21 protein-coding genes are annotated in these 20794 nt (G+C 67.0%); 8 read left to right on the top strand and 13 right to left on the bottom strand.

Going from position 1 to position 20794, the window contains the following annotated elements; all coding sequences use genetic code 11:
- Nucleotides 1–109: 109 nt before the first annotated feature.
- Together ACKTTN_RS06705 and ACKTTN_RS06700 are read left to right on the top strand one after the other, a co-directional pair.
- A complete protein-coding gene (locus ACKTTN_RS06705; protein ID WP_407909103.1) occupies nucleotides 110–856 on the top strand; it encodes a carbonic anhydrase in 747 nt (248 codons plus the stop codon).
- A gap of 56 nt (nucleotides 857–912) precedes the next feature.
- Entirely contained in the window at nucleotides 913–1650 is a 738-nt protein-coding gene (locus ACKTTN_RS06700) for an rRNA pseudouridine synthase (RefSeq protein WP_407909102.1), read from the top strand.
- A 31-nt stretch (nucleotides 1651–1681) separates the two neighbouring features.
- On the opposite strand, the gene ACKTTN_RS06695 is transcribed toward ACKTTN_RS06700, so the two are convergent.
- Nucleotides 1682–3094, bottom strand: a complete 1413-nt coding sequence (locus tag ACKTTN_RS06695; protein ID WP_407909101.1) for a pyridoxal phosphate-dependent decarboxylase family protein — start codon at nucleotides 3092–3094, stop codon at nucleotides 1682–1684.
- 210 nt (nucleotides 3095–3304) lie between these two features.
- Complete coding sequence (locus ACKTTN_RS06690; protein WP_407909100.1) at nucleotides 3305–5347, bottom strand: M13 family metallopeptidase; 2043 nt, start codon at nucleotides 5345–5347, stop codon at nucleotides 3305–3307.
- Between the two features lie 299 nt (nucleotides 5348–5646).
- Here ACKTTN_RS06690 and ACKTTN_RS06685 point away from each other — a divergent pair, with 299 nt between their 5' ends.
- From ACKTTN_RS06685 to ACKTTN_RS06670, 4 genes are all read left to right on the top strand, one after another.
- On the top strand, nucleotides 5647–6174 hold the full coding sequence (locus ACKTTN_RS06685; RefSeq protein ID WP_407909099.1) for a hypothetical protein: 528 nt from the start codon (nucleotides 5647–5649) through the stop codon (nucleotides 6172–6174).
- A 68-nt stretch (nucleotides 6175–6242) separates the two neighbouring features.
- On the top strand, nucleotides 6243–6821 hold the full coding sequence (locus ACKTTN_RS06680) for a methyltransferase family protein (protein ID WP_407909098.1): 579 nt from the start codon (nucleotides 6243–6245) through the stop codon (nucleotides 6819–6821).
- A gap of 399 nt (nucleotides 6822–7220) precedes the next feature.
- A complete protein-coding gene (locus ACKTTN_RS06675; RefSeq protein ID WP_407909097.1) occupies nucleotides 7221–7796 on the top strand; it encodes a hypothetical protein in 576 nt (191 codons plus the stop codon).
- A 54-nt stretch (nucleotides 7797–7850) separates the two neighbouring features.
- Complete coding sequence (locus ACKTTN_RS06670; RefSeq protein WP_407909096.1) at nucleotides 7851–8126, top strand: DUF4242 domain-containing protein; 276 nt, start codon at nucleotides 7851–7853, stop codon at nucleotides 8124–8126.
- Between the two features lie 385 nt (nucleotides 8127–8511).
- Here the strand turns inward: ACKTTN_RS06670 and ACKTTN_RS06665 are convergent, their stop codons facing one another.
- The 6 genes from ACKTTN_RS06665 to ACKTTN_RS06640 all read right to left on the bottom strand — a co-directional run bounded on the left by ACKTTN_RS06665 (nucleotide 8512) and on the right by ACKTTN_RS06640 (nucleotide 12837).
- Nucleotides 8512–8889: an ArsR/SmtB family transcription factor gene (locus ACKTTN_RS06665; protein WP_407909095.1), complete on the bottom strand. Its 378-nt coding sequence runs from the start codon at nucleotides 8887–8889 to the stop codon at nucleotides 8512–8514.
- The gene (locus tag ACKTTN_RS06660; protein WP_407909094.1) at nucleotides 8873–9343 is read right to left on the bottom strand and encodes an SRPBCC family protein; all 471 of its coding nucleotides are present in this window, start codon (nucleotides 9341–9343) and stop codon (nucleotides 8873–8875) included. Before ACKTTN_RS06660 ends, ACKTTN_RS06665 begins: the two co-directional genes overlap by 17 nt.
- Nucleotides 9344–9614: 271 nt before the next feature.
- On the bottom strand, nucleotides 9615–10655 hold the full coding sequence (locus tag ACKTTN_RS06655; RefSeq protein ID WP_407909093.1) for a sensor histidine kinase: 1041 nt from the start codon (nucleotides 10653–10655) through the stop codon (nucleotides 9615–9617).
- Nucleotides 10652–11350 (bottom strand): response regulator, encoded by a 699-nt coding sequence (locus tag ACKTTN_RS06650; protein WP_407909092.1) that lies wholly within the window; start codon nucleotides 11348–11350, stop codon nucleotides 10652–10654. The genes ACKTTN_RS06655 and ACKTTN_RS06650 overlap by 4 nt, the downstream gene beginning before the upstream one ends.
- 62 nt (nucleotides 11351–11412) lie before the next feature.
- Complete coding sequence (locus ACKTTN_RS06645) at nucleotides 11413–11913, bottom strand: Spy/CpxP family protein refolding chaperone (protein WP_407909091.1); 501 nt, start codon at nucleotides 11911–11913, stop codon at nucleotides 11413–11415.
- A gap of 441 nt (nucleotides 11914–12354) precedes the next feature.
- Nucleotides 12355–12837, bottom strand: coding sequence for a hypothetical protein (locus tag ACKTTN_RS06640; protein WP_407909090.1), 483 nt, complete (start codon nucleotides 12835–12837; stop codon nucleotides 12355–12357).
- A gap of 204 nt (nucleotides 12838–13041) precedes the next feature.
- Here ACKTTN_RS06640 and ygiD point away from each other — a divergent pair, with 204 nt between their 5' ends.
- On the top strand, nucleotides 13042–13899 hold the full coding sequence (gene ygiD, locus ACKTTN_RS06635) for a 4,5-DOPA-extradiol-dioxygenase (RefSeq protein ID WP_407909089.1): 858 nt from the start codon (nucleotides 13042–13044) through the stop codon (nucleotides 13897–13899).
- A 128-nt stretch (nucleotides 13900–14027) separates the two neighbouring features.
- On the opposite strand, the gene ACKTTN_RS06630 is transcribed toward ygiD, so the two are convergent.
- The 4 genes from ACKTTN_RS06630 to ACKTTN_RS06615 form a co-directional block, all read right to left on the bottom strand.
- A complete protein-coding gene (locus ACKTTN_RS06630) occupies nucleotides 14028–14906 on the bottom strand; it encodes an acyltransferase (RefSeq protein WP_407909088.1) in 879 nt (292 codons plus the stop codon).
- 149 nt (nucleotides 14907–15055) lie between these two features.
- Complete coding sequence (locus ACKTTN_RS06625; RefSeq protein ID WP_407909087.1) at nucleotides 15056–15817, bottom strand: hypothetical protein; 762 nt, start codon at nucleotides 15815–15817, stop codon at nucleotides 15056–15058.
- A gap of 122 nt (nucleotides 15818–15939) precedes the next feature.
- A complete protein-coding gene (locus tag ACKTTN_RS06620; RefSeq protein WP_407909086.1) occupies nucleotides 15940–16839 on the bottom strand; it encodes a DUF2950 domain-containing protein in 900 nt (299 codons plus the stop codon).
- A gap of 14 nt (nucleotides 16840–16853) precedes the next feature.
- Nucleotides 16854–18488 carry a DUF3300 domain-containing protein gene (locus ACKTTN_RS06615; protein ID WP_407909085.1) on the bottom strand — a complete coding sequence of 545 codons (1635 nt, stop codon included), beginning with the start codon at nucleotides 18486–18488 and terminating at the stop codon, nucleotides 16854–16856.
- A gap of 927 nt (nucleotides 18489–19415) precedes the next feature.
- Between ACKTTN_RS06615 and ACKTTN_RS06610 the strand changes: the two genes are divergently transcribed.
- Entirely contained in the window at nucleotides 19416–19757 is a 342-nt protein-coding gene (locus ACKTTN_RS06610; RefSeq protein ID WP_407909084.1) for a YciI family protein, read from the top strand.
- A 6-nt stretch (nucleotides 19758–19763) separates the two neighbouring features.
- Here the strand turns inward: ACKTTN_RS06610 and ACKTTN_RS06605 are convergent, their stop codons facing one another.
- Nucleotides 19764–20786: a DUF2955 domain-containing protein gene (locus ACKTTN_RS06605; RefSeq protein WP_407909083.1), complete on the bottom strand. Its 1023-nt coding sequence runs from the start codon at nucleotides 20784–20786 to the stop codon at nucleotides 19764–19766.
- Nucleotides 20787–20794: the final 8 nt, after the last annotated feature.

Below are 20794 nucleotides of genomic sequence, written 5' to 3'. Positions count from 1 at the left end.
GACCGTGGGCATCCGTGCGAGTTCCGGTTCACGGCGACTTAATGGCGACGGGCATCTAGTCGCTCGGTCAGGGCCATCCTTTCTTCCGCGCGACATCGGAGTCGGCGTCGTGAATGCGAAACCGCACGTGGCGTTGTCCGCGCTCCTTTTTGGCACCCTCGCCATCGCGGCGCCCGACGGGCATGCGCTGCACTGGAGCTACACGGGCGCTGCGGGCCCGTCGCACTGGGGGCAACTCGAGCCTGGCTTCGCCATGTGCGCGCGCGGCCACAACCAATCGCCCATCGACCTGACGCACGCGATGGACACGCCGCATGCGCCGATCGCCTTCGACTATCGCGACGGCGGCTATCGCGTGGTCAACAACGGGCATGCGGTCCAGATCGATTTCAACCCCGGCAGCCACATGCGCGTCGATGGCACCGACTTCGCGCTCAAGCAGTTGCACTTCCACGTGCCGAGCGAGCACACCGTCGATGGCAAGCGATTCCCGATGGAAGCGCACCTGGTGCATGCCGATGCGCAGGGCCACCTTGCGGTCGTGGCCGTGCTGTTCGGAAACGGCATCAACAACCCCTGGCTGGAGCGCGTCGGGCCGTACGTTCCGACCAAGGTCAACGGGACGACCGCCATTGCGACGCCCGTTTCGGCTGCCGACCTGCTGCCCGCGAGCCGCGCCTACTACCTCTACGACGGCTCCCTGACGACGCCGCCGTGCACCGAACACGTGCGCTGGATCGTGATGAAGCAGCCGGTCGTGGCGAGCGGCCAGGAGATCGCACTGGTGCACCGCGCGATCGGCCACGACAACAACCGGCCCGTACAGCTGGCCGCAACTCGCGAGACCCGGAAATAGGGCCCGGGCGCGCGACCGCGCCGTTACACTGCGTGCCCTCTCGCCTGGCCCGTCCGATGACCGAACCGGTCCGCCTCACCCGTCGCGTCGTCGAACTTTTGGGGTGCTCGCGCGCCGACGCCGAGCAGTACATCCGCAACGGCTGGGTGTCGGTCGACGGGACCGTCGTGGAGTCGCCGCAACGTCCCATCACCAGCGAAACGGTGACGATCGATGACGAGGCGCAGCTCGATGCGGTCGAGCCCGCCACCATCCTGTTCAACAAGCCTGCCGGCGTCGACGCGATCCTCGGTACCAACCCGGCAACGGCACTGGTAACGCCCGAAACGCGTTGGGCCGACGATCCGTCCGATATCCGCGTGCTGCAACGCCACTTCCAGCGCCTGACGCCGCTGGTGGCGCTCGATCGCGAGGCCAGCGGCCTGATGGTGCTGACGCAGGACGGACGCGTGTGGCGGCGCCTGACCGAAGATGCCGACGAGATCGAACACGAATACCTCGTCGAGATCCATGGCGACCTCGTGCCGTACGGCATGAACCGGCTCGCGCACGGCATGGAATATCACGGTCGCGCGCTGGCGCCGTGCAAGGTCAGCTGGCAGAACGAAGATCGCCTGCGCTTCGCGATCAAGGGCGTGCGCGACGGGCAGCTTCGCTACATGTGCGCGCAGGTGGGCCTGCGCGTGGTGTCGATCCGGCGGCTGCGCATCGGGCGCATCGCGACCGGCAAGGGTCCGAACGGCGCGATGCCGCCGGGCGCCTGGCGTTACCTGCCGGTCGGCGAAAAGTTCTGATTCCGCGCGGCTGGGCCGCGCATGCGACTCGTCATGACGCGGAATCGATCGCGCCATCGGCAACGGCACGATGCACGCGCAGCATCGCGTCGACGCTGCGGTCGACGTCATCCCCGCTGGTCGCCCAGTTCGACACCGAGATGCGCATCGCCGCCATCCCGTGCCATGTCGTTCCGCTCGCCCAGCACGTGCCTTCATCCTGCACGCCCGTCACCACCGCGCGCGTCGTGGCGTCGTCGTCGCCGAAACGCACCAGCACCTGGTTCAACACGACGTCGTTGAGGATCCGCACGCCGGGCGCTTCACCGAGCTTTCGCGCGAATCGGCGCGCGTGTGCGCAACAACGTTCGACCATGTCCGACACGCCGTCGCGACCCAGCGCCTGCAACGCGGCGTACACCGGGATGCCACGCGCGCGTCGCGAGAACTCGGGCACCCAGTCGACGGCATCGCGCTCCGCGCCGCGAGTCTGCACGAGATAGGCCGCCGACACGGTCATCGCCGCGCGGTGGTCGGCCGCGTTGCGCACGATCGCGACGCCGCTGTCGTAGGGCACGTTGAGCCATTTGTGCGCGTCGGTCGCCCACGAGTCGGCGAGGTCAATGCCGTCTGCTGCGTCGCGCACGCCGGTTCCAGCACGGGCCCACAGGCCGAACGCGCCGTCGACGTGCAACCACGCGTCGCGCGCACGTGCGATTTCGGCGATGCCACGCAACGGATCGAACGCCCCGGTATTCACGTTGCCCGCCTGCGCGCAGACGATGAGCGGGCCATCGAGGTTTCCGATGACCTCGCGCAGGTGATCCAGCCGCATGCGGCCCTGCCCGTCCGCGTCGACATGCACCAGCGAACGCGTGCCGAGCCCGAGGTAGCGCAGCGCGACGTCGACGGTGACGTGTGCTTCCGCCGATGCGACAACGTGGATACGCGGTGCGCCGGCCAGTCCATCCGCCTCCACATCCCAACCGACGCGGCGCAGCACACCGTGCCGCGCCGCCGCGAGACAGGTGAAATGCGCCATCTGGCAGCCGGTGACGAAGCCGACGCCGCTTTCGCGCGGCAGGTCGAACAGATCGAGCAGCCAGCGCGCGGCGATTTCCTCGACCGCTGCGGTCAGCGGCGAAATGATGTGGATGCCGGCGTTCTGGTCCCACGTCGACACCAGCCAGTCCGCGGCGAGCGCGACCGGCACGGTGCCCCCGATGACGAAGCCGAAGTAGCGCGGTGCGGCGCAGGCCTGCGTGCCGCGCGGTGCGTGCGCGGCGAGCAGGTCGAGTACCGCGTCCGGCGATTGACCGACGGCGGGCAGCGCGCCGTCGAACGCCGCGATCATTTCGTCACGGCCTGCCCGTGCACCGACGAAACGCTCCGGAAGCGCGTCGATGAACTGCATCGCATGCGCCTGCGCGCGGGCGAGCAACGGGCCGAAATCGTCGAATGTCATGGCGAACCCCGGACGGCCGCGAGCGGAAACGGCCCGTCGGGATTATGCGACTGCGTCGACTGCGCACGGCCTCAGGAACGCGCGCCGTGCGATGCGTTCGGATAGCCGGTCGCCGCGGGGAGAACCACGACCGCGCTGCGCATGTACGCAGCGCCAGATTCGGGCGTCAGCGGCTGGACGGTCGATCCAGCCGCGCCATCTACCGGTCGATCACCAGATCCGCACGCGATCTTCCGGCGCGCGCCACATGGGCTGCCCGGGCTTCACGTTGAACGCTTCGTAGAACTCCGGAATGTTCGACATCGGCCCGAGCACGCGCCATTTCGCAGGTGCGTGCACGTCGGCCAGCAGGCCGCGACGCAGTCGCTCCTCGCGCTGCTGCGTCATCCAGCCCAACGCGTAGCCAAGGAAATAGCGCTGCGTCGGGGTCAGGCCGCCGATCGGCTTGCCCTGCTTGAACTGCTCGGTCTTTTCGAACGCCTCGAGGCCGAGCAGCAGGCCGCCGTAGTCGGCGATGTTCTCGCCGAGGCTCGCCTGCCCGTTGATGTGCAGGCCGGGCAGCGGCTCGTACGCGCTGAACTGGTCCGCCATCTTTTTTGCCGCCGCATTGAAGCGTTCGGTGTCCTGCGCGGTCCACCAACCGGACAGATTGCCCTTGGCGTCGAACTGGCGGCCTTCGTCGTCGAAGCCATGGGTGATTTCATGGCCGATCGTGCTGGCCGCTACATAGCCGTAGGCCACCGCATCGTCGACCTGCGCGTCGGGCACCCCCGGCACCATGAAGATCGCCGCAGGCAGCACGATCTCGTTGTTCGATGGGTTGTAGTACGCGTTGTACGTCTGCGGCGTCATGTCCCACTGGGTGCGGTCGACCGGCTTGCCGAACTTCGACAGGTTGTCCTGGAACTTCCAGCGTTCGGCGTTCTCGACGTTGTCGGCGTACGACTCGCGGCCGACCACCAACGCCGAGTAGTCCTTCCAGTGATCGGGATAGCCAACCTTCGGCGTCACCGCGGCCAGCTTGGCAAGCGCCTTGGTTTTCGTCTCGGCGCCCATCCAGTCCAGGCGTTCCATGCGCGCACGGAACGTGTCGCGGATCGCCTCCACCATGGCTTCATAGCGCTGCTTCGATGCAGCGGGGAAATACTGGCCGACGAAGATCCGGCCGAGCACCATGCCCATCGCGTCGTTCTCGACGTCGAGCGTGCGCTTCCACCGCGGACGTTGTTCCTGCTGGCCCGACATCACGCGGTCGTGGAAGTCGAAATACTCCTGGCCGAACGCGCTGGAGAGGTAGGACGCGTAGTCGTCGACCAGGTGATAGCGCAGGTAGTCCTGCAGCACGGGCACCGGCGTTTCGCGCAGCAGCTTGTCTTCGGCGGCGAAGAACTCCGGCTGGCCGACGATGACGTACGACGGCTTCAGGTTCCATGCCGCCAGCCTCGCGGTCCAATCGATGGACGGCGTGTAGTTGGCCGTGAACGCCGTCGGCGCCATCTTGTTGTAGTTCTTTTCGGGATCGCGCAGGTCGGCGAGCTTGCGCGAGTTCTGCGCGAGCGCCGTTTCGAACCCCATCACCTTGTCGGCCGATGCTTTCGCGGCCGCCGCGTCGCGCCCGAGCAATTCGAACGTACGCGCGATGTGCGCGACATAAGCCGTGCGGATCTTCGCCACGCCGGCTTCGGGGTTGAAGTAGAAATCGCGTTCGGGCAGGCCGAGCCCGCCCTGGTCGATCTCCACCGCCATGGTCGCGCTGTCCTTGCTGTCCTGCGTGACGCCGAAGCGGAACAGCGAATGGACGCCAATCGGACGGAGCGCGAACGCGGTGTCGAGCACGTCGCCGGTGGTGCGTATCGCATCGATCCGCGCGAGTTCGGCATCCAGCGGATGCACGCCGAGGCGGTCCGCCTTGGCGACGTCCATCGCCGTCGCCCAGAAATCGCCGATCTTCTGGTTGTCGCTGCCCGCAGGCGTCGGCGTTTTCGCTGCCGATTCGCTGATCGTGCGCAGCCGCGTGTACAGCTCATCGTCAACCTCGTTGCCGATGCCCCACGACGACTCCGACTTGGGGATCGGATGCGCCTTGAGCCACGTCCCGTTCGCGTACTGGAAGAAGTCGACGCCAGGATCGACCGAGGTGTCGAGATGCGAGGCGAGGAAGTCGGTCGACGGTGTCGCAGCCAAGGCGCCCATCGAAGAAACGAGGCCGGCGGCGAGAAGCGCGATACGCAGGGAAGACGCGAGGTGGCCCATCGGGCACTCCGGCAGGGGGATAACCGCGGACTGTGTCGGCTGACCGTCCGGTCGCCAAGCGCCGAAGGTCATGGCGGCTGTTCATCGCCGTTTGCCGTCGTGCGGCTCCGCGCCGCCGGGGCGACGACGGCGTTTCTGGTCGGGCGATCCCCGCGTTGCGGGCGCGCATGCAGGATCGTTCACGTGTCTCGTCCGATCCACATCGTGCAGCGCATCCGGAAGACGTTCGCGCAGACGATCCAATGCGCACGAGTCGGATGAACTCTTATCAATCGCCCCATGCTGCGACCGCCCGACCCTTGGACCTCGCCATTCGTCACTCATGGGATCGATTGGGCCTTGGCGGGCGACGGATGACTCGTTCAGTCGATACACTCGACCCTCCCCCGCTGGAAAACCCGATGGCCAACTTCTCCGCACTTCTGAAATCCGAAATCGCACGCCTTGCCCGTAAAGAGATCAAGGCGACGGTGGAACCGCTTCGCAAGGCCAATGCGGCCCAACGGCGGCAGATCGCCGAACTCAAGCGGGACCTGGTGACGCTTCAGAAGGCCACGCGGGACACGGCGAAAGCATCGAAGCGCGCTGCGGTTGCGCCGTCGCCCGAAACGGCGAACACGCGTTTTTCCGTCAAGGGTTTGAAGTCGCTGCGTGCACGGCTGGAATTGTCGGCCGCGGATTTCGGTCGACTCGCCGGTGCCAGCGGCCAGTCCGTCTACAACTGGGAAGCCGGCAAGACCGTGCCCGCAGCTGCACAGCGCGCCACGCTGGCCTCGCTGCGCGGCCTGGGCAAGCGCGAAGCCGCAAAGCGCCTCGAAGCGCTTTGACGATGGCGCGCCGGCAAGCTTTCGTGGTCGATCGATAACGGATATCACGCACCAGCGGAGAAACTCCCTTGCCCGCACTGTTCGAACATGCGTTGCGTATCACGTGGATCGTCGTGCTGGGCTATTGGCTCTGGTCCGCGCGTTCGGCGAAAGGCGCGTCGCTGCAGGAATCGCTCGCGACACGGCTGGTCGCCTACTGGATCCCGCTCCTCGTCGCCGCGCTGCTGTTGGGGCCGGGGCCGTGGTTCGGCCACTCGTGGCTTCGCGAACAATTCGTGCCACATACCGCGCCCGTCTACGCGGTGGGGCTGGCGCTGGCCGTAGCCGGTGCCGCGCTGGCGATCTATTCGCGTGTGTTGCTCGGTCGAAACTGGAGCGCCACGGTGCAGCTCAAGCACGATCACGAGCTGATCGAACGCGGGCCATATCGCTTCGTCCGCCATCCGATCTACACGGGCTTCCTGCTGCTGTTCCTCGGTAACGCGGTGATGGTGGGCGACTGGCGCGGCCTGCTCGCGGTGGCGATCGTCTTCGTTTCGTTCTGGCGAAAGCTGCAGCTCGAGGAAAAATGGCTGGGCATGCACTTCGGCGGCGCGTATCTGGCATATCGCAGGCGGACGAAGGCCTTGGTTCCTGCGGTTCTATAGGGCGACGTTCGAAACGCGTTCCAGCCATCGCGCGTCGAGCGCGGCGTTCGCGTTGATGCGCACACGACCACCGCACCGACAATGGGCGTTTGGCGCGTCCGGCCCTAATCATGTCGTTCAGCGGCGGACCGCGTTGTCGCGACGCGTCCTTCGCCACCACCGCTTCGTTGCGAATACCCGACGCGCCGATATCAAGCGGTGTTGCAAGCGAGAACAAAGCCGCTTGCACCGCCCGCCGCTGATGTTCGCGACCGTGCGCTTGCCGTTCGTCGACACCGCGTCGCGCCTGCCGACGAGAGGTCGCCTGCGGCGCGCGGGGGCCCGCTGAACGGGCGGATAGTGAGCGCCCGCGGCGTGCGCGTTAACGGCCGCTCGCGTGCACCCACAAGGAGACCAGCCATGAATCCACTGCAGTGTCTTTGCATCCTGGGAGCCGCGACGGCGGTCGCGGCAAGTTCCGCATCGGCAGCCTCGCCCAAGCCCGCACCAAAGCCCTCGGCGTCGGACATGGCGATGATCAACAGCGCGATGTCGGCGGCGCCGCACAAGGTTGCCGAGACGGCGACCATCGTCGTCGCAGGCAAGGACGGCAAGATGCGCACGCTGCGCAAGGGCACCGGTGGTTTCACCTGCATGCCCGACAACCCGACCACGCCGGGTCCGGATCCGATGTGCATGGACCAGGCGGCGATGGGCTGGGCGCATGCATGGATGACCCACGCAGCGCCGCCTTCAGGTCGCGTCGGCCTCATGTACATGCTCGAAGGTGGCACCGACGCAAGCAACACCGATCCTTATGCGACGGCGCCAACCACGGCGAACCACTGGGTCAAGACGGGCCCGCACGTGATGCTGGTCGGCGCAGACCCAACGTTCTACGCGATGTATCCGAAGGACGCGTCGCCCGACACGGCCGTGCCCTACGTGATGTGGCCCGGCACGCCCTACCAGCACCTGATGATCCCGGTGAAGTGACGGGCAGTACATCGCCACGTCGTCCGATCGATCGACCACCGCAGGAAAAAGCAGATGACCCAGTATCTGATCGAACGCGAGATCGCCGGCGCCGGCGACATGTCGGAGCAGGCACTGCGAGATGCAGCCCGACATTCCAACGCGGTGCTGGCCGGCATGAGCCCGGACATCGAATGGGTGCATAGCTACGTCGCAGGCGACAAGATCTATTGCGTTTACAACGCGCCCAGCGATCAGCTCATTCGCGAACACGCGGAAAAGTCCGGATTCCCGGCAAACAGGATTACGCCGGTGAGCGCGGTGATCGATCCGTCGACGGCCAACGGCTAGCGGAGCGACAACTCGAAGCGTCGACGACGCGTCGCGCCGACAATGGCCGTTCGCAGTCGACGTTGCGATGCGCAGACGCGCACCGCTGGCAGCTGCGCGACCGTAGCGGCTACTCGCGGAGTCCCCCGCAACGAGCGGCTCAAAGCATCAAGAGCAGCACGTCGGCCAGCAGCAAGCCGGCCAACATGACGGCGCCCAGTCGTTCGAGATATCGCGTGTTCATTCGTCCCGTCCCCACCGCTACCAAGCGGCGCTGCGGTCACGATCACGGGAATGCTGTCAGCCACGCGTGATTCGCGCGGACGCCGTTCAACCTTCATTTGGCTGGCACCGCCAGCGAGACGACGACGCCAGCGCCCCGGACACAGCCCGCAGCACGCCTTACTCAGTTCGACTCGACGAACGCCTTGAGGCTTCCAAGCGCGACGTCCCATTGCTGCCCGATGACTTCGAGCGTGCGGCGCGCCTGCTCGATCTGCACCGGATCGAGCTGCCACAGACGTTCCCGACCGGAGCGGACGTCCTGCACCACGCCGGCTTGCGCGAGCACCTCGAGGTGCTTGGTGACGCCCTGGCGGCTGATCTCGGTACTGGCGGTCAACTGCGCGATCGACAGGGCACCGCCGGCGCAGAGCAGTGTGACCAGGCGCAGACGCGTGGGGTCGCCGAGCGCGGCGAACACGCGAGCGAGCGCATCGCTCGACGTCGCGATGTCGGGCAGGGCCGCTGCGCCCTGCCCGTCCGGATCACGCCTGGGTGACATGGCGCTCGAGGTTCTCCAGCTGCGCCGTCCAGCCGCGGCCGTTCATGCGGAACGCTTCGAGGCGGCGCTCCGGCGGGACCTGGTCGAAGCCGGACTCGACCACCGTCAGCAACGTGGAGTTGCCCGGACCGTCCTTCAGCGTGAACGTCACCAGCGTCGGCGTTTCCGCGTCGTAATCGATCGATGGGTCGACGGCGTACGGATGCCAGCGGTACGCGAACACGTCCTGCGGCTCGACGCGCTCGACGACTGCGTCGAAATGCACGTGCTCGTAGCCGCAATGCGTCATCGGCCCGCGCACGCGCTGCCCGGGCGCGAAGCGCTGGCCGTGCAGCGTTGTTCCGAACCACGTGCTGAACTCTGTGGTGTCGGTGAGTGCACGCCACACGCGTTCGCGCGGCGCGTTGATGACGATGCTGCGTTCGATGGTGTCGGTGGTGGCTTGGATGTCCATGGAGGTCCTCGGCGGAGGCAGCCTGCCCGCGGCAGGCGACACGATGGGGAGACAGCGGCGATGTCAGGCAACCAAAAGGTTGCGCTACCGAGACTACGCCGGCGCAGACCCTAGTGCAACCTTTTGGTTGCCGTTCGTCCGAATCAACGAGGCCGCGCGTTGATCTGTCGGCGGCTAAGCACCGGCTCCGTCGCGCAAGCATGCGCAGACGCCGACGCACCGGCATTGGCCCGCGCCACCCGGTGGCGAATCATCGCGTCCGATGCCGTCGTTAGCCGAACTCGTTTCCCCGCCCCTGCCCTGCGTCGCCCATCGGCAACGCCGGCATGCTCAGCTCGAACAGGCATCCGCCTCCCGGACGCGGCAGGCATCGAACGACCCCACCGTGCTGCTGGCTGATCTGCCGGACGAGCGCCAGGCCGAGGCCCCAGCCATTGCCGGATTCACTCGTGTTCGCGGGTCGATGGAAGGGTTCGAAGACGCGCTCGCGTTCGTCCTCCGCGATGCCCGGGCCCCTGTCGCCGACCTGCAGCACACAGCGCCCTGCATCGTCGACGAACACGCGCGCCTCGATGCCTGTCTGTCCGTGCTTCAGCGCGTTTTCCAGCAGGTTCCGCACCAGCCGGCGCAGCAGCCTGGTGTCGCCCGACACGCGTGCCGGGGTGACATCGAACGGGAGATCGAGACGTGCGCACTCCTCCGCCAGCAGCACTGCGAAGTCGACGTCCTCGCGACGCTCGACACCGACGGTTTCCAGCTTGCTGGCCAGCAGGATCTCCTCGAGGTGCTCGTCGATCTCCGCGCAGTCGTGGCGGATCCCGTCCAGCAGCTCCGCGCGCGACGTGCCGGCGTGCAGCTCGAGCGCCAGGCGGATGCGCGCGAGTGGCGAGCGCAACTCGTGCGACGCGTTGGCCAGCATTCGCGCGTGCGCCGACAACAGCAGGGCGACGCGATCGGCCATGGCGTTGAAGCTGGACGCGAGCCTAGCGACTTCGTCCGAGCCCGCGACCGGCGCGCGGCTCGCCAGGTCGCCGGCGCCGAAGGCGTCCATGCTCGTCGACAGCGCCTCGATCTGCCGCGTCAGGCCACGAACGAGCGGATAGATCGCCAGCGCCACCGCAACCGCGATCGCACCGACGATGACAAGGGCATCGACGTGCAGCTGAAGCGCATTCGCATGCAGTTGTCGCAACAGGCGTGTGCCGTCTGGCTGACGCAGCACCAGCATCCACGCGATCGCGAACAGCGCCACCACGGAGGCGAGCGCGCCCAGCGTGGTCAGGTAGATACGCAGGTAGAGACGCCGGATCACGCCGGTGCATCCTCGTCCTGCACGCGGGTAAAGAGATACCCCGCGCCGCGCAGCGTGAGGATACGGCGCGGCTGCTTGGGGTTGTCCTCGATCACGGCGCGGATTCCCGAGACATGCACGTCGATCGTGCGATCGAACGCGTCGATCGCGCGCCCGCCGATGCCATCGAGCAACTGCGCGCGGCCGACGACGCGGCCCGCGCGTTCCGCGAGCGCGACGAGGATGTCGAACTGGTGTGCCGTAAGCGGCCGCGGAACGCCGTCGATGCGCACCTGTCGCGCTTCCCGGTCGATTTCCAGGCGTCCGAAACGCAGCGTCGGATTGACCGCGTGTTCACCACGCCGCAGAACCGTGCGCAGGCGCGCGAGCAACTCGCGCGGCTCGAACGGCTTGGGCAGGTAGTCGTCGGCTCCAAGTTCCAGGCCGACCACCCGGTCCATCGCATCGCCTCGCGCCGTCAACATCACGATCGGCACGCTGCTGCGCTCGCGAAGACGCGTGCATACATCGAGACCGCTGGCATCCGGCAGCATGAGGTCGAGGATGATCGCGTCCGCCGGCGCCCGACGATGCGCGTCCAGTCCATCCGCCGCGGTGTGCGCGGCGCTCATGCGGTAGCCCGACTGCGACAGGTACTGCTCGAGCATCGCGCACAGGCGCTGGTCGTCATCGATGATCAGGATGCGTTGCGACATGCGGTGCCCGGGATGTGGGTGCGACCGCCGTCGACGTGACGGCGGCCGCGATGCTCGATGGATCAGCCGGCGTGATGATGCCCGATCCGGTTCGCCATCATCCCGTCGATCTCGGCCGACAGCGCCTGGCGTTGCGCGGGCGTCAGCACATTCGCGGTGCGCAACAGCGTTTCGGTGAGTCGGCGATTCGTATCCAGCAGGAACTGGTCCTGCTGCGAACGCACGCGCTCCACCGCCGCCACGTCGATGCGAGGCGCCGCCAGGAGGCGCTTCATCTCGCCAAGACTGGCGTGGTAGCGCGCCATGTCCGCGTGCTCGGCCGCCATCGCCTCGTGGGTGATCGACTCGATCTGCTGCCTCTGCGCTTCGGTCGCGCCGGCCTTGGCCAGCACCTGGTCGACGTGCGCATGTACGTCGGCGTGCCCGTGCAGATGCTGAATCCACGAACCGCCGTCGATACCGGCGGTCACCGTAGCGGCCAGAGCGGATGGCGCGGTGGCGGCGTACGTCGCCACGCCACCGACGCAGAGTGCTGCACCGAGCGTGAGGCCGCGCACCAGCATCGGGCCGCGCCGGCGACGGGGGGTGGAGTGGGACGAACTACTGGAGTCCTGCTGTGTCATTGCTGCACCTCGTCGTTGAGTGATGTGTCCCTTGGGACAGCTGCAGCCTTTCACCCGGTCATTCAGCGGCGACGAGCGCTTTGTGAAGTTTTGTAAAGCGGAACTAGCCGAGGCGCGCGAAGTTCGGCGTCGCGCGAGCGAACTGTTCGGAGACCGGCCACATCAGGTGACGGCAGACTGAAGGTCACACTCGACTCTCCGCGATGCGCGCGCATGCACCTTGGCGAGCACCCGCTTCGTCGGTCCGCGCCCGCATGGATCGTCGGCCGCGCGGTGTCGGTATCGGTTCGAGGGCGGTTCCTGCGCGTCGCAGCCTTATCGCAGCCCGTGGAACGCCGAGGCGGCGCAGGCGAAGCGCCGCGTCGACTAACGCGTTGCCCCTCAGCGTCCCGGAGACCGCATGCGGCCGAGCACCGCCGCCATCGCCATCGCACCGAGCGACTTCACCAGCACCGGGTGCTGCGCGTAGAACCTGCTCATCTCGCCGACGATGCCCGGGTTCGCCTGCTGCGCCTGTTGCGCGATCTGCTCGACCTGCCCGGTCGAAAGCTGCGGCGCCTGTTCGGGCGTCGCGTTGATGCCGGCCTGCGCCAGCGCCGGATGCGATGCACCGCCGAGGCCGCCGAGCAACGCGCCCAGGATTCCGGTCTTCTGCTGATCGTTCGCATGACCGAAAAGATGGCCGACCATCTGTGCGAACGGCGGCGTCTTGTCCGAATTGAACGCGTCCTGCATGCCCTGGCTGAGCACTTCCGGCGGCGCCGACTGCGCGATCTGCTGGAACTGCTCGCGTGCCTCATGCGGTACGTGGTCGTTGCCCTGGTTGGAAAGCTGCTGCAGCAGCGCATCTACTGTCGTATTCATTGCATGTCCTCGTCCGCGCCAACGCGGGTCGGGGGCAGGATTCAGCGCAGTCCGTGCACGACGTGCGAACGTGGACGGCTGCTTGAAGAAGCTGCGCGGCGCGCCCGAAAACCGACCGCTGCGGAGTGCGGCGCATTGTTGGATTTCACTCGGCGACCGGCGACATGGCGTAACGTCCTGTGCCGATCCGACGGAGCGATTCCGATGGCCCAACGCATGCCGGCGGCATTCATCGGTCATGGCAGCCCGATGAACACCCTCGAGCGTAACCGGTACACCGATGCGTGGCGGGCGTTCGGTGCATCGGTCCCGCGACCGCGCGCCATCCTCATGGTGTCGGCGCACTGGTACGTCAACACCACGGCGGTCACCGCGATGCCGCGCCCGCGCACCATCCACGACTTCTTCGGCTTTCCGCAGCCGCTGTTCGACGTGCAGTATCCCGCGCCCGGCCTGCCGGAACTCGCCGTCGAAGTCGCGGATGCCGTGCAGCCGGACTTCGTCGGCGCCGATTCCGAAAGCTGGGGGCTCGACCACGGAACATGGTCGGTGCTGGTGCATGCATTCCCGGAGGCCGATATTCCGGTGGTGCAGCTGTCGATCAATGCGAGCAGGCCGGCGGATTACCACCTGCAACTCGGCGCGAAACTCGCGACGCTCCGCGACAGCGGCGTGCTGGTCATGGGCAGCGGCAACGTCGTGCACAACCTGCGTGCGATGGACCGCAACGCACGCGACACGGGATTCGACTGGGCCCACCGTTTCAACGACAGGGCGATCGCGCTGGCGACGTCTTCACCCGGCGACGCCGCGTCGCTTACGGCAGACGCCGATTTCGGCAAAGCCGCACCGACGCCCGAACACTTCCTGCCGTTCCTGTACATCGCCGGCGTCGCCGCGCAGGCCGAAACGCCCCTGGACGTACTCGTCGACGGCTATGCCTATGGCTCGCTATCGATGACGTGCTTCACCGTGGGGCATGCGCCACATCCGCACGGTCTCTCGCACCAGGGCGCGCCGCCGCTCGGAAGCTCTGCGCCGCCGGAAAGCAGCAACATCTGACGATCGCAGGCCGGTTGCATCGCCGCCGTTCGAGGCCTGCGGGGTGTTGCTTCCATCCACCTGCGTTGCCCGCGCACGATGGCGCACGGCTACGCGGGATCAGCCGCGCACGTCGGCCGTCATGATCATCAGCCGGCGAGCAACCGCGCGACTTCGGCGTCCTTTTCGTGCCACACGCCGTTCATCCAGTGCTGGAAACGGATGCGGAACGCGCGGTCGTTCTGGTAATCGCCGCCGAGCAACTCATCGGGAATCGCGCGCTGGCGTACATGCATGCGCACATCACGCAGGCGTCCGCCGAGCAGGTCCGCGAGCGTGGGACGTCCACCCGGATACGCGATCGTGACGTCGAGGATCGCGTGCAGGCCCTCGCCCATCGCGTCGAGCACGAACGCCACGCCACCCGATTTCGGGCGTAGCAGGTGCGTGTAGTCCGCGCCCTGCCCCGCGTGCTTGGCCGGCGTGAATCGCGTGCCTTCGACGAAGTTGACGATCGTCACCGGGATGGAGCGGAACTTCTCGCAGGCCCGGCGCGTGGCTTCGATGTCGCGGCCGGCGAGCTCCGGGCGTTGCTTGATCTGCCTCGGCGTGTAGCGACCCATGAACGGGAAATCGAGCGCCCACCACGCCAGCCCCAGCAACGGCACCCAGAACAACTGCCGCTTCAGGAAGAAACGCATCAGGGGAATGCGTCGGTTGAACACCTTCTGCATGACCACGATGTCGACCCAGCTCTGGTGATTGGCCAGCATCAGGTAGTGCCCGTCCCGGCGCAGCGTCGCGTCCATCTGCACGTCGACGCGCGTGGGCGTGAAGTGCTCGACGCCCCAGCTGTTGAACCCGATCCAGCTTTCGGCGATGCCGGTCAACATGGCGTTCGTGGCCCGGCGCAGGCGCTCGGACGGCAGCATCGCCTTCACCAGCGCGACGACCAGCAGCGGCACCACGTGAAGCACGGTGTTGAAGGCGATCGCCAGGAAGACCAAGGCAAGGCGGAGCGAAGTCATCGAGTCGCGGGCGCGTCGTGGGGCCGCCATTGTGCCGGGGTCGGTGCGCAGATCGCGCATTTCGTCGTCGCAGCGCGATCGGCACCAGCCGTCGCGCATCCTCGTAGCGGATCGGCGTCACATGTCGACCGTCGATCCGGCCGACCGCGCTACCCGTATCGCGCGCGATGCCGCTCGAGTGTCGGTGCCACGTTGTCGAGCGCCGCGCGTACTTCGCGCTCGAATCCGCCAGCGGGCAGGTGGCGCACGGCCGAATGCGCGGCGCAGACGATGCGCGTGTCCGCCCAGCGCGAAGCCAGCGCGGTCGCCCAGGCCGAGTACGCGCGCGTCGCGCCCGCTGTTTTCTTGAGCGCCTCCCCGAGCATCGGATGCATGCGCAGTGACGATTGTGGCAGGAGCTTTTTCAACACGCCTTGCGCCGCGAGGACGTTGAGCGTGTCGTCCACGTGCACGATGCCGCTCGGCCGATGGCGCACCAGCACCGAAGCGACGTGGACGCGCTCGTTCGCGCAGACGAAGTCGACACCGTCCGGCACCGAAAGATCGAAGACGTCGGCGAACGGATGGTCGCCCGTCCACGCCTCGACCGGCACGTCCGACCACGGAAGCGACGGAAACCGCGCGCGGTGCCGAGCCGTGCCGTGCAATGCCGCCGAGGGGAACAGCCGCTGCGTCGCCTCCACGTGCATCGTGTGGAAGGGATGCACGTGTACAACGGCGTCGACACGGGCACCGTTGTCGGTAAGCGCCATCACCGCCGTGCGTTGCGCGTCGTCGAGACCACAGCCATCGATCGCTACGAAGCGGCCGTCGTCGCGCCGCACCAGCGACATGTGCGTGCCGATGTTGAGCACGCCGGCGACCCGGTACGTGCCGCGGAGGTTCCAGAAGGTGTCGGCTAGTTTGTGCATGTGTCGAGCATAGATCGCTACGGTGAAGCCGCGGGGAGCCGGCGTCCAAGTCGCCACGTATGCGGGGCATCTGACGGCGTTTCCGCTCGCGTTCGGCGGCGTCCGCGGGAACCGCCGACCGATTACTTGGCCGGTACCTCGTCCTTGGCTTCCGACCAGCTGCTGTCGGGATCGAACTGCGTCATCGCGCGCGCGAGTTTGTCGGAATCGGGCCCCAGATCCTTTTCGAACACCTTGCCGTCCTTGCTGATCATGAAGCTCATCACGCCCGTGTCGTCGTACTTCGCCGGCCACGCGATCGCGGCGAACCCGCGCGTCATGTTGTCGCCGATCTTGTAACTGTGGGCGCCTCGCGGCGCCGAAGGGCCCTGCGCGTCGAGGATGCGGAAGTGATACCCGTGCCAGTCGTTGCCGAGCGTCGCGTCGCCGAAGAGCGGGCCGAGCGGACTGATTTCGCCGGTGTCGTCCTGCGACCAGAACAGGCCGTCGTGCAGGCCGTCGGTGCTGATGAATTTCTGCGCGTACTCGAGCACGCCGTCGCCATCACGGTCGACCTCGGCGTAGTCCATCTGCGCATCGTCGTAGGCGCGCAGCGATTCTTCCGCAGCCAGCTCGTTGCGACCGATACGGCGGACGCGGATGACGTCGGCGCCAGCCTTGGGGTCGAAGGCCCACCCGTTGGCGCCCTTGGCCAACGGGATCGGGAATGTCCAGGCGTCGGTGCCCACGCTGAGCATCGACTTGCCGTCCGCACCCGCTTCGATCGCGTGGCGTTCGCGGTACTTGGCGAGGAAGGCGTCGACGTCGGCGCGGTCGACACCTTCCAGTGGAATGTAGTCACGCCAGTTCGAGCCCAGCAATGCGGCGAGCGCAGAAGCGTCCGCGCGTTGCGTGCCCAGCGCCTTCACCAGCGCTTCCGCGGCGGCGTCCGGCGTCTGGAACGTCGACTGCGCGTCGGCGGGCAGCGGAAGTGCCGATGCCGCCACCAGTGCAAGCGCGAGCGAACACATAAGGGTTTTCACGCGGAGCCTCCTAGTCAACGGCGATTCCCCGACTGGCGCTGCGGGCTGGATTGACGCTGCGGTGCCTGGCGTTGCGACGATTGACGCTGCGAGGACTGACGCTGCGCCTGCTGTCCCGACGAACGCGATCGCTGCGCGGACGCATTGCTGGCCTGGCCACGCTGGGCGGACGCCCGCGATTCCTGCGGTCTGCTCGCGCCAGCGAACGCGTTGTTCCTCGGCGACTGCCGCGTCTGCTGCTGACTGCGCGCAGCGGATCGCGCCTGCGTGTTGCTCTGCGACTGCTTGTGCCGCGCCGACGCTTGCGACCTGTTCTGCGCATTCGCGCGCGACGCCTGCTGTTGCCGCTGCGAGGACTGCGCGCGGTCACGCGCCTGGTCGCGGCTCGCGCTCTGTGCGCGGTCGACCTGGGCACGGTCCCGCGTCTGCGCCTGTGCGCGTTCGCGGGCCTGGTCGCGGCTCCCCGCCTGCGCGCGGTCCCTGGTCGCTGCCTGCGCGCGGTCGCGTGCTTCCTGGTTGCTGCGCGCCGGCGCATCCACCCCGCGCTTTTCCATCGACGCACGGGCCTGCTCGCGCGACTGCGTGCGCTGGGCATCTTCGCCGCGGTATTCGCTGCGCCTGTCCGCGCCTTCAAGGCGCTGGCTGTTGTTCTGGCGGTTGTATTGGTCGCGATACGGCACGCCGTCGCGATTGGCCGCGTTGTGGTTCCAGTTGGCCTGGTTGGCGTTGATCTGGCGATTGGAGTTGATGCTGTTGTAACGGTCGACATCGATGTTGATGTCGTTGTCGTTCCAGTCGACGTCGCCCCACAACGAGTCGGTGATCGCGAGACCGACACCGAACATCAGGCCCGTCGCCAGTGCGCCGCCCATCGGGTAGTAGTTCGGCGGCGGCGGATAGTACGTGGGTGGGTAGTCGGGATAGTCCCAGTTACCGTATGCGGTGTTCGGGTCGTAACTCGGCACGTACACCGTCTGCGGGTCGGACGACTCGATGATGATGGTGTCGCCAGCGGGCGCCGACTCGTAGCCACCGACCGCACCCTGATCCGACGGCTGCGCCGGCGCGACGGGCGCGGACTGCGCGGACGCTGCAGCCGCGGGTTGCGAACTGATCTTCTGGTACTGGTTCGACTCGAGATTTCCCTTTGCCTTCGCCTTGTGGCGAAGCTGCTGGATCGCATCCATCACGTCGTCGGGCTGCGCGAGGAACGCGTCGCCCATGCGCTGCACCCATGCGCCCTGTCCGCCCATCGCCGCGAGCACCTGCGGGAACGCGACCAGCGATTGCACGCTGGGATCCCAGGGCTGGCTCGCGACCTGCTTCACCGCGTCATCGCCCTTGGCGTCCGGATGCGCCTTCGACCACGCCGCCGCGTCGGCGACATCGCCTGGATACGTCGCCGCCATCAGCACCTGCGCGACTAGCGCGTCGGGATACAACGCGATCGGCGCGACCATCTGCATCAACTCCGGCGCGGTGAAGACCACTTCCTTCGGCCGCGCGGCCGGCGCTGGCGCGGCCGGCGCGATTGCTGGCGTCGTGGCAGCCGCCGTCGTCGCGGGAGCTGCAGCGGGCGCCTTGTCGCGCGAGCAACTGCTGGTCAGCAGCAACGCGGCGGAGACGACACAAACAAGGGGAATGCGCATGACACCTCCCGCTGGACACGCAACAAAACAATTGGACGGACCGCCGCACTGCCAGTGGTGGCGATGGGCGTCGCGGCGCCCATCCCGGGTCATTCGATTCGCAACGACAGACACTGTCGGGTCTGGCGCCCACAGATGAAGCCAACATCGTTAACGCCCTTCGCGACGGCACGCAGCTTCGGTTCCTGGCGACTCCGCTCCGCGCGACGCGCTCTGACGCCTCCGTGCCGGCGCTCCCATGCCCAGGATCCGATCAATCGGAACCTCACACTTGGGGCGTGGAGGTCGGCGAACTTGCCGTCCTTCTTCCAGCGCCGTGCTTCGCTTATGGTCTCTGCACTCGGACTGGTCGCGCTTACAGCCTGTTGGCCCAGCACGAACCCGTCGTCCGCTCCGGCGCTGCTCGCGCTGCCGAGGGACACGACAGTCGCGACTGCGAAGGAAGACATCAGGGCATGCAGGTTCGTCTTCGTTGACTTTCCTCTCCAGCATTCCTGTGCCGTTCCAGGATCGATGCCCGGCGAGCGCTGTGCTGCGCTTGGGGCAGCCGCGAGACCAGGCGACTGCACCGCAGACCTGGCAGGCTAGGCGCGGATTTGTAATCACCGGATCAGCGCGTGGTGAGGTGTCGTTGACGCCGAACTCACGAATCGATGCAAGCGGACGCGAGCGTGCTGTCATCACGCATTGGACGTACCGGAACCGAAATTGGAAACTCCGCGATAGAGCTCGCATGCCCGCGTTTCGGTGTCGCGCAGCGTGGGCTGAAGCCTGCATGCTTGCGTTCGCTTGCACGGCTGACCGTCCATCCGATGATTGCCGCGCCCGGATTGTTCACGTTGCAATCGGGCGCACGCGCGCGAATCGGCATGTAATCCAAGACGACCGCGCGACAACGTCATCTTCAAGAACTCGGAAGACGCACGAATGGCGAAGTACCTGATCTCGTTTCCGAGTGCAGCGATGGCGATCGCCGAAGGTGAAATGGAGGCGGTCGGCCGCGCTGCGCACGCGGTGATCGACGAGGCCAAGGCCGCCGGGGTCTACGTCTTCGCAGGCGGCATCGACCAAGCCGTACTCCCCGTGCTCGTCTCCGCCAGCGGCGAAGTGACGCCGGGCGGCTACCCGTGGGCACCCGCGCTCGACGGCGGTTTCACCGTGCTCGACTTGCCGTCGCGCGACGACGCCATCGCATGGGCGGCGCGCATTGCGAAAGCGTGCCGTTGCGCGCAGGAGCTGCGCGTCTTCGGGCTCGATGAGCAGTCCTGAAACGCCTTAGGTCGTGCGCAAGCGTCGTGCGGACCTGCGAGTACGCAACCCCTCGAGCACCAGGATCGCGAACCACGCGTAAGCCGTGACCGCAAAGAACAGCGTGAGGCGCTGTGCGAAGGCCCAGCGCACGCCACCGCCGGCGCTGTCCTCCACCGCGGGGCCGACGAGGATCAGCATCGTCACGCCAACGTTGATCCAGAACGACGCGGGAAAGCGGGTCGTGGCGACGCGATACAACTTCGCACCCACGTACAGGCCGAACAGCAGCGTCCACAGGAAGAACATCCACAGCCCGGGCCACGCCTGCAACGCGATCCAGAGCGCGATCGCAAACACTCCGGCCAGGAAGGTGGACCCCAGCAACTCCACCCCCGCCGCGCGTGCGTCGACGGCCGACCCCTGCTGCCCCAGCAGGACGGCCTTCATGATGATCGCCATGTACGCCGAGGGGTTCGTAAACGCCATCAGGACCGGCGGCAACACGATGATCATCGTGCGCAGTGCGATCCACGCGGCCTGCGCGACGTCGGTCGGTGGCGTCTCCTGTGGACGCGTGGCGACCGCGTCTTCCGGAAACAGCGGATAGACCACCCACTGACACGCGATGGCGACCGCGATACCGATCAGCAGCGCCTGCACCACCGAAAGCGCCACCGCGTGTTCGATCAAGGCGGCCGCGGGAATCATCGTCAGGCCGACCGTGAACAATGTCGACACCAGCGCTTTGCCCACGCCGACGCCTAGATAGGTGCTTGCAAAGATGCCGACGGCGACCAGCGCGACGCCGGTCACCGGGTAGTAGCGCAGCACGGGCGCCAGCACCAGCCCGGTGCCCAGCGTGACCGACACCACGACCAGCAACGTCGCCAGCGTTTTCGCGCCCATCGGCGGCGCCGGCTTCGCGGTGAGGAATATCGCGAAGAGCGGCGCGAGGAACGGCATCGGCGTCGCGATGCCATACGCGGCCACCAACGACAGCGCGATGACCGCAGCGAGCCGGAACGTCCTTCTGGCGGCCAGTGGCATCACGATCG

It is taken from the genome of Lysobacter claricitrinus (assembly GCF_045866565.1).
GTDB lineage: Bacteria > Pseudomonadota > Gammaproteobacteria > Xanthomonadales > Xanthomonadaceae > Cognatilysobacter > Cognatilysobacter claricitrinus.
This window is presented reverse-complemented; position numbering and strand designations above follow the sequence as displayed.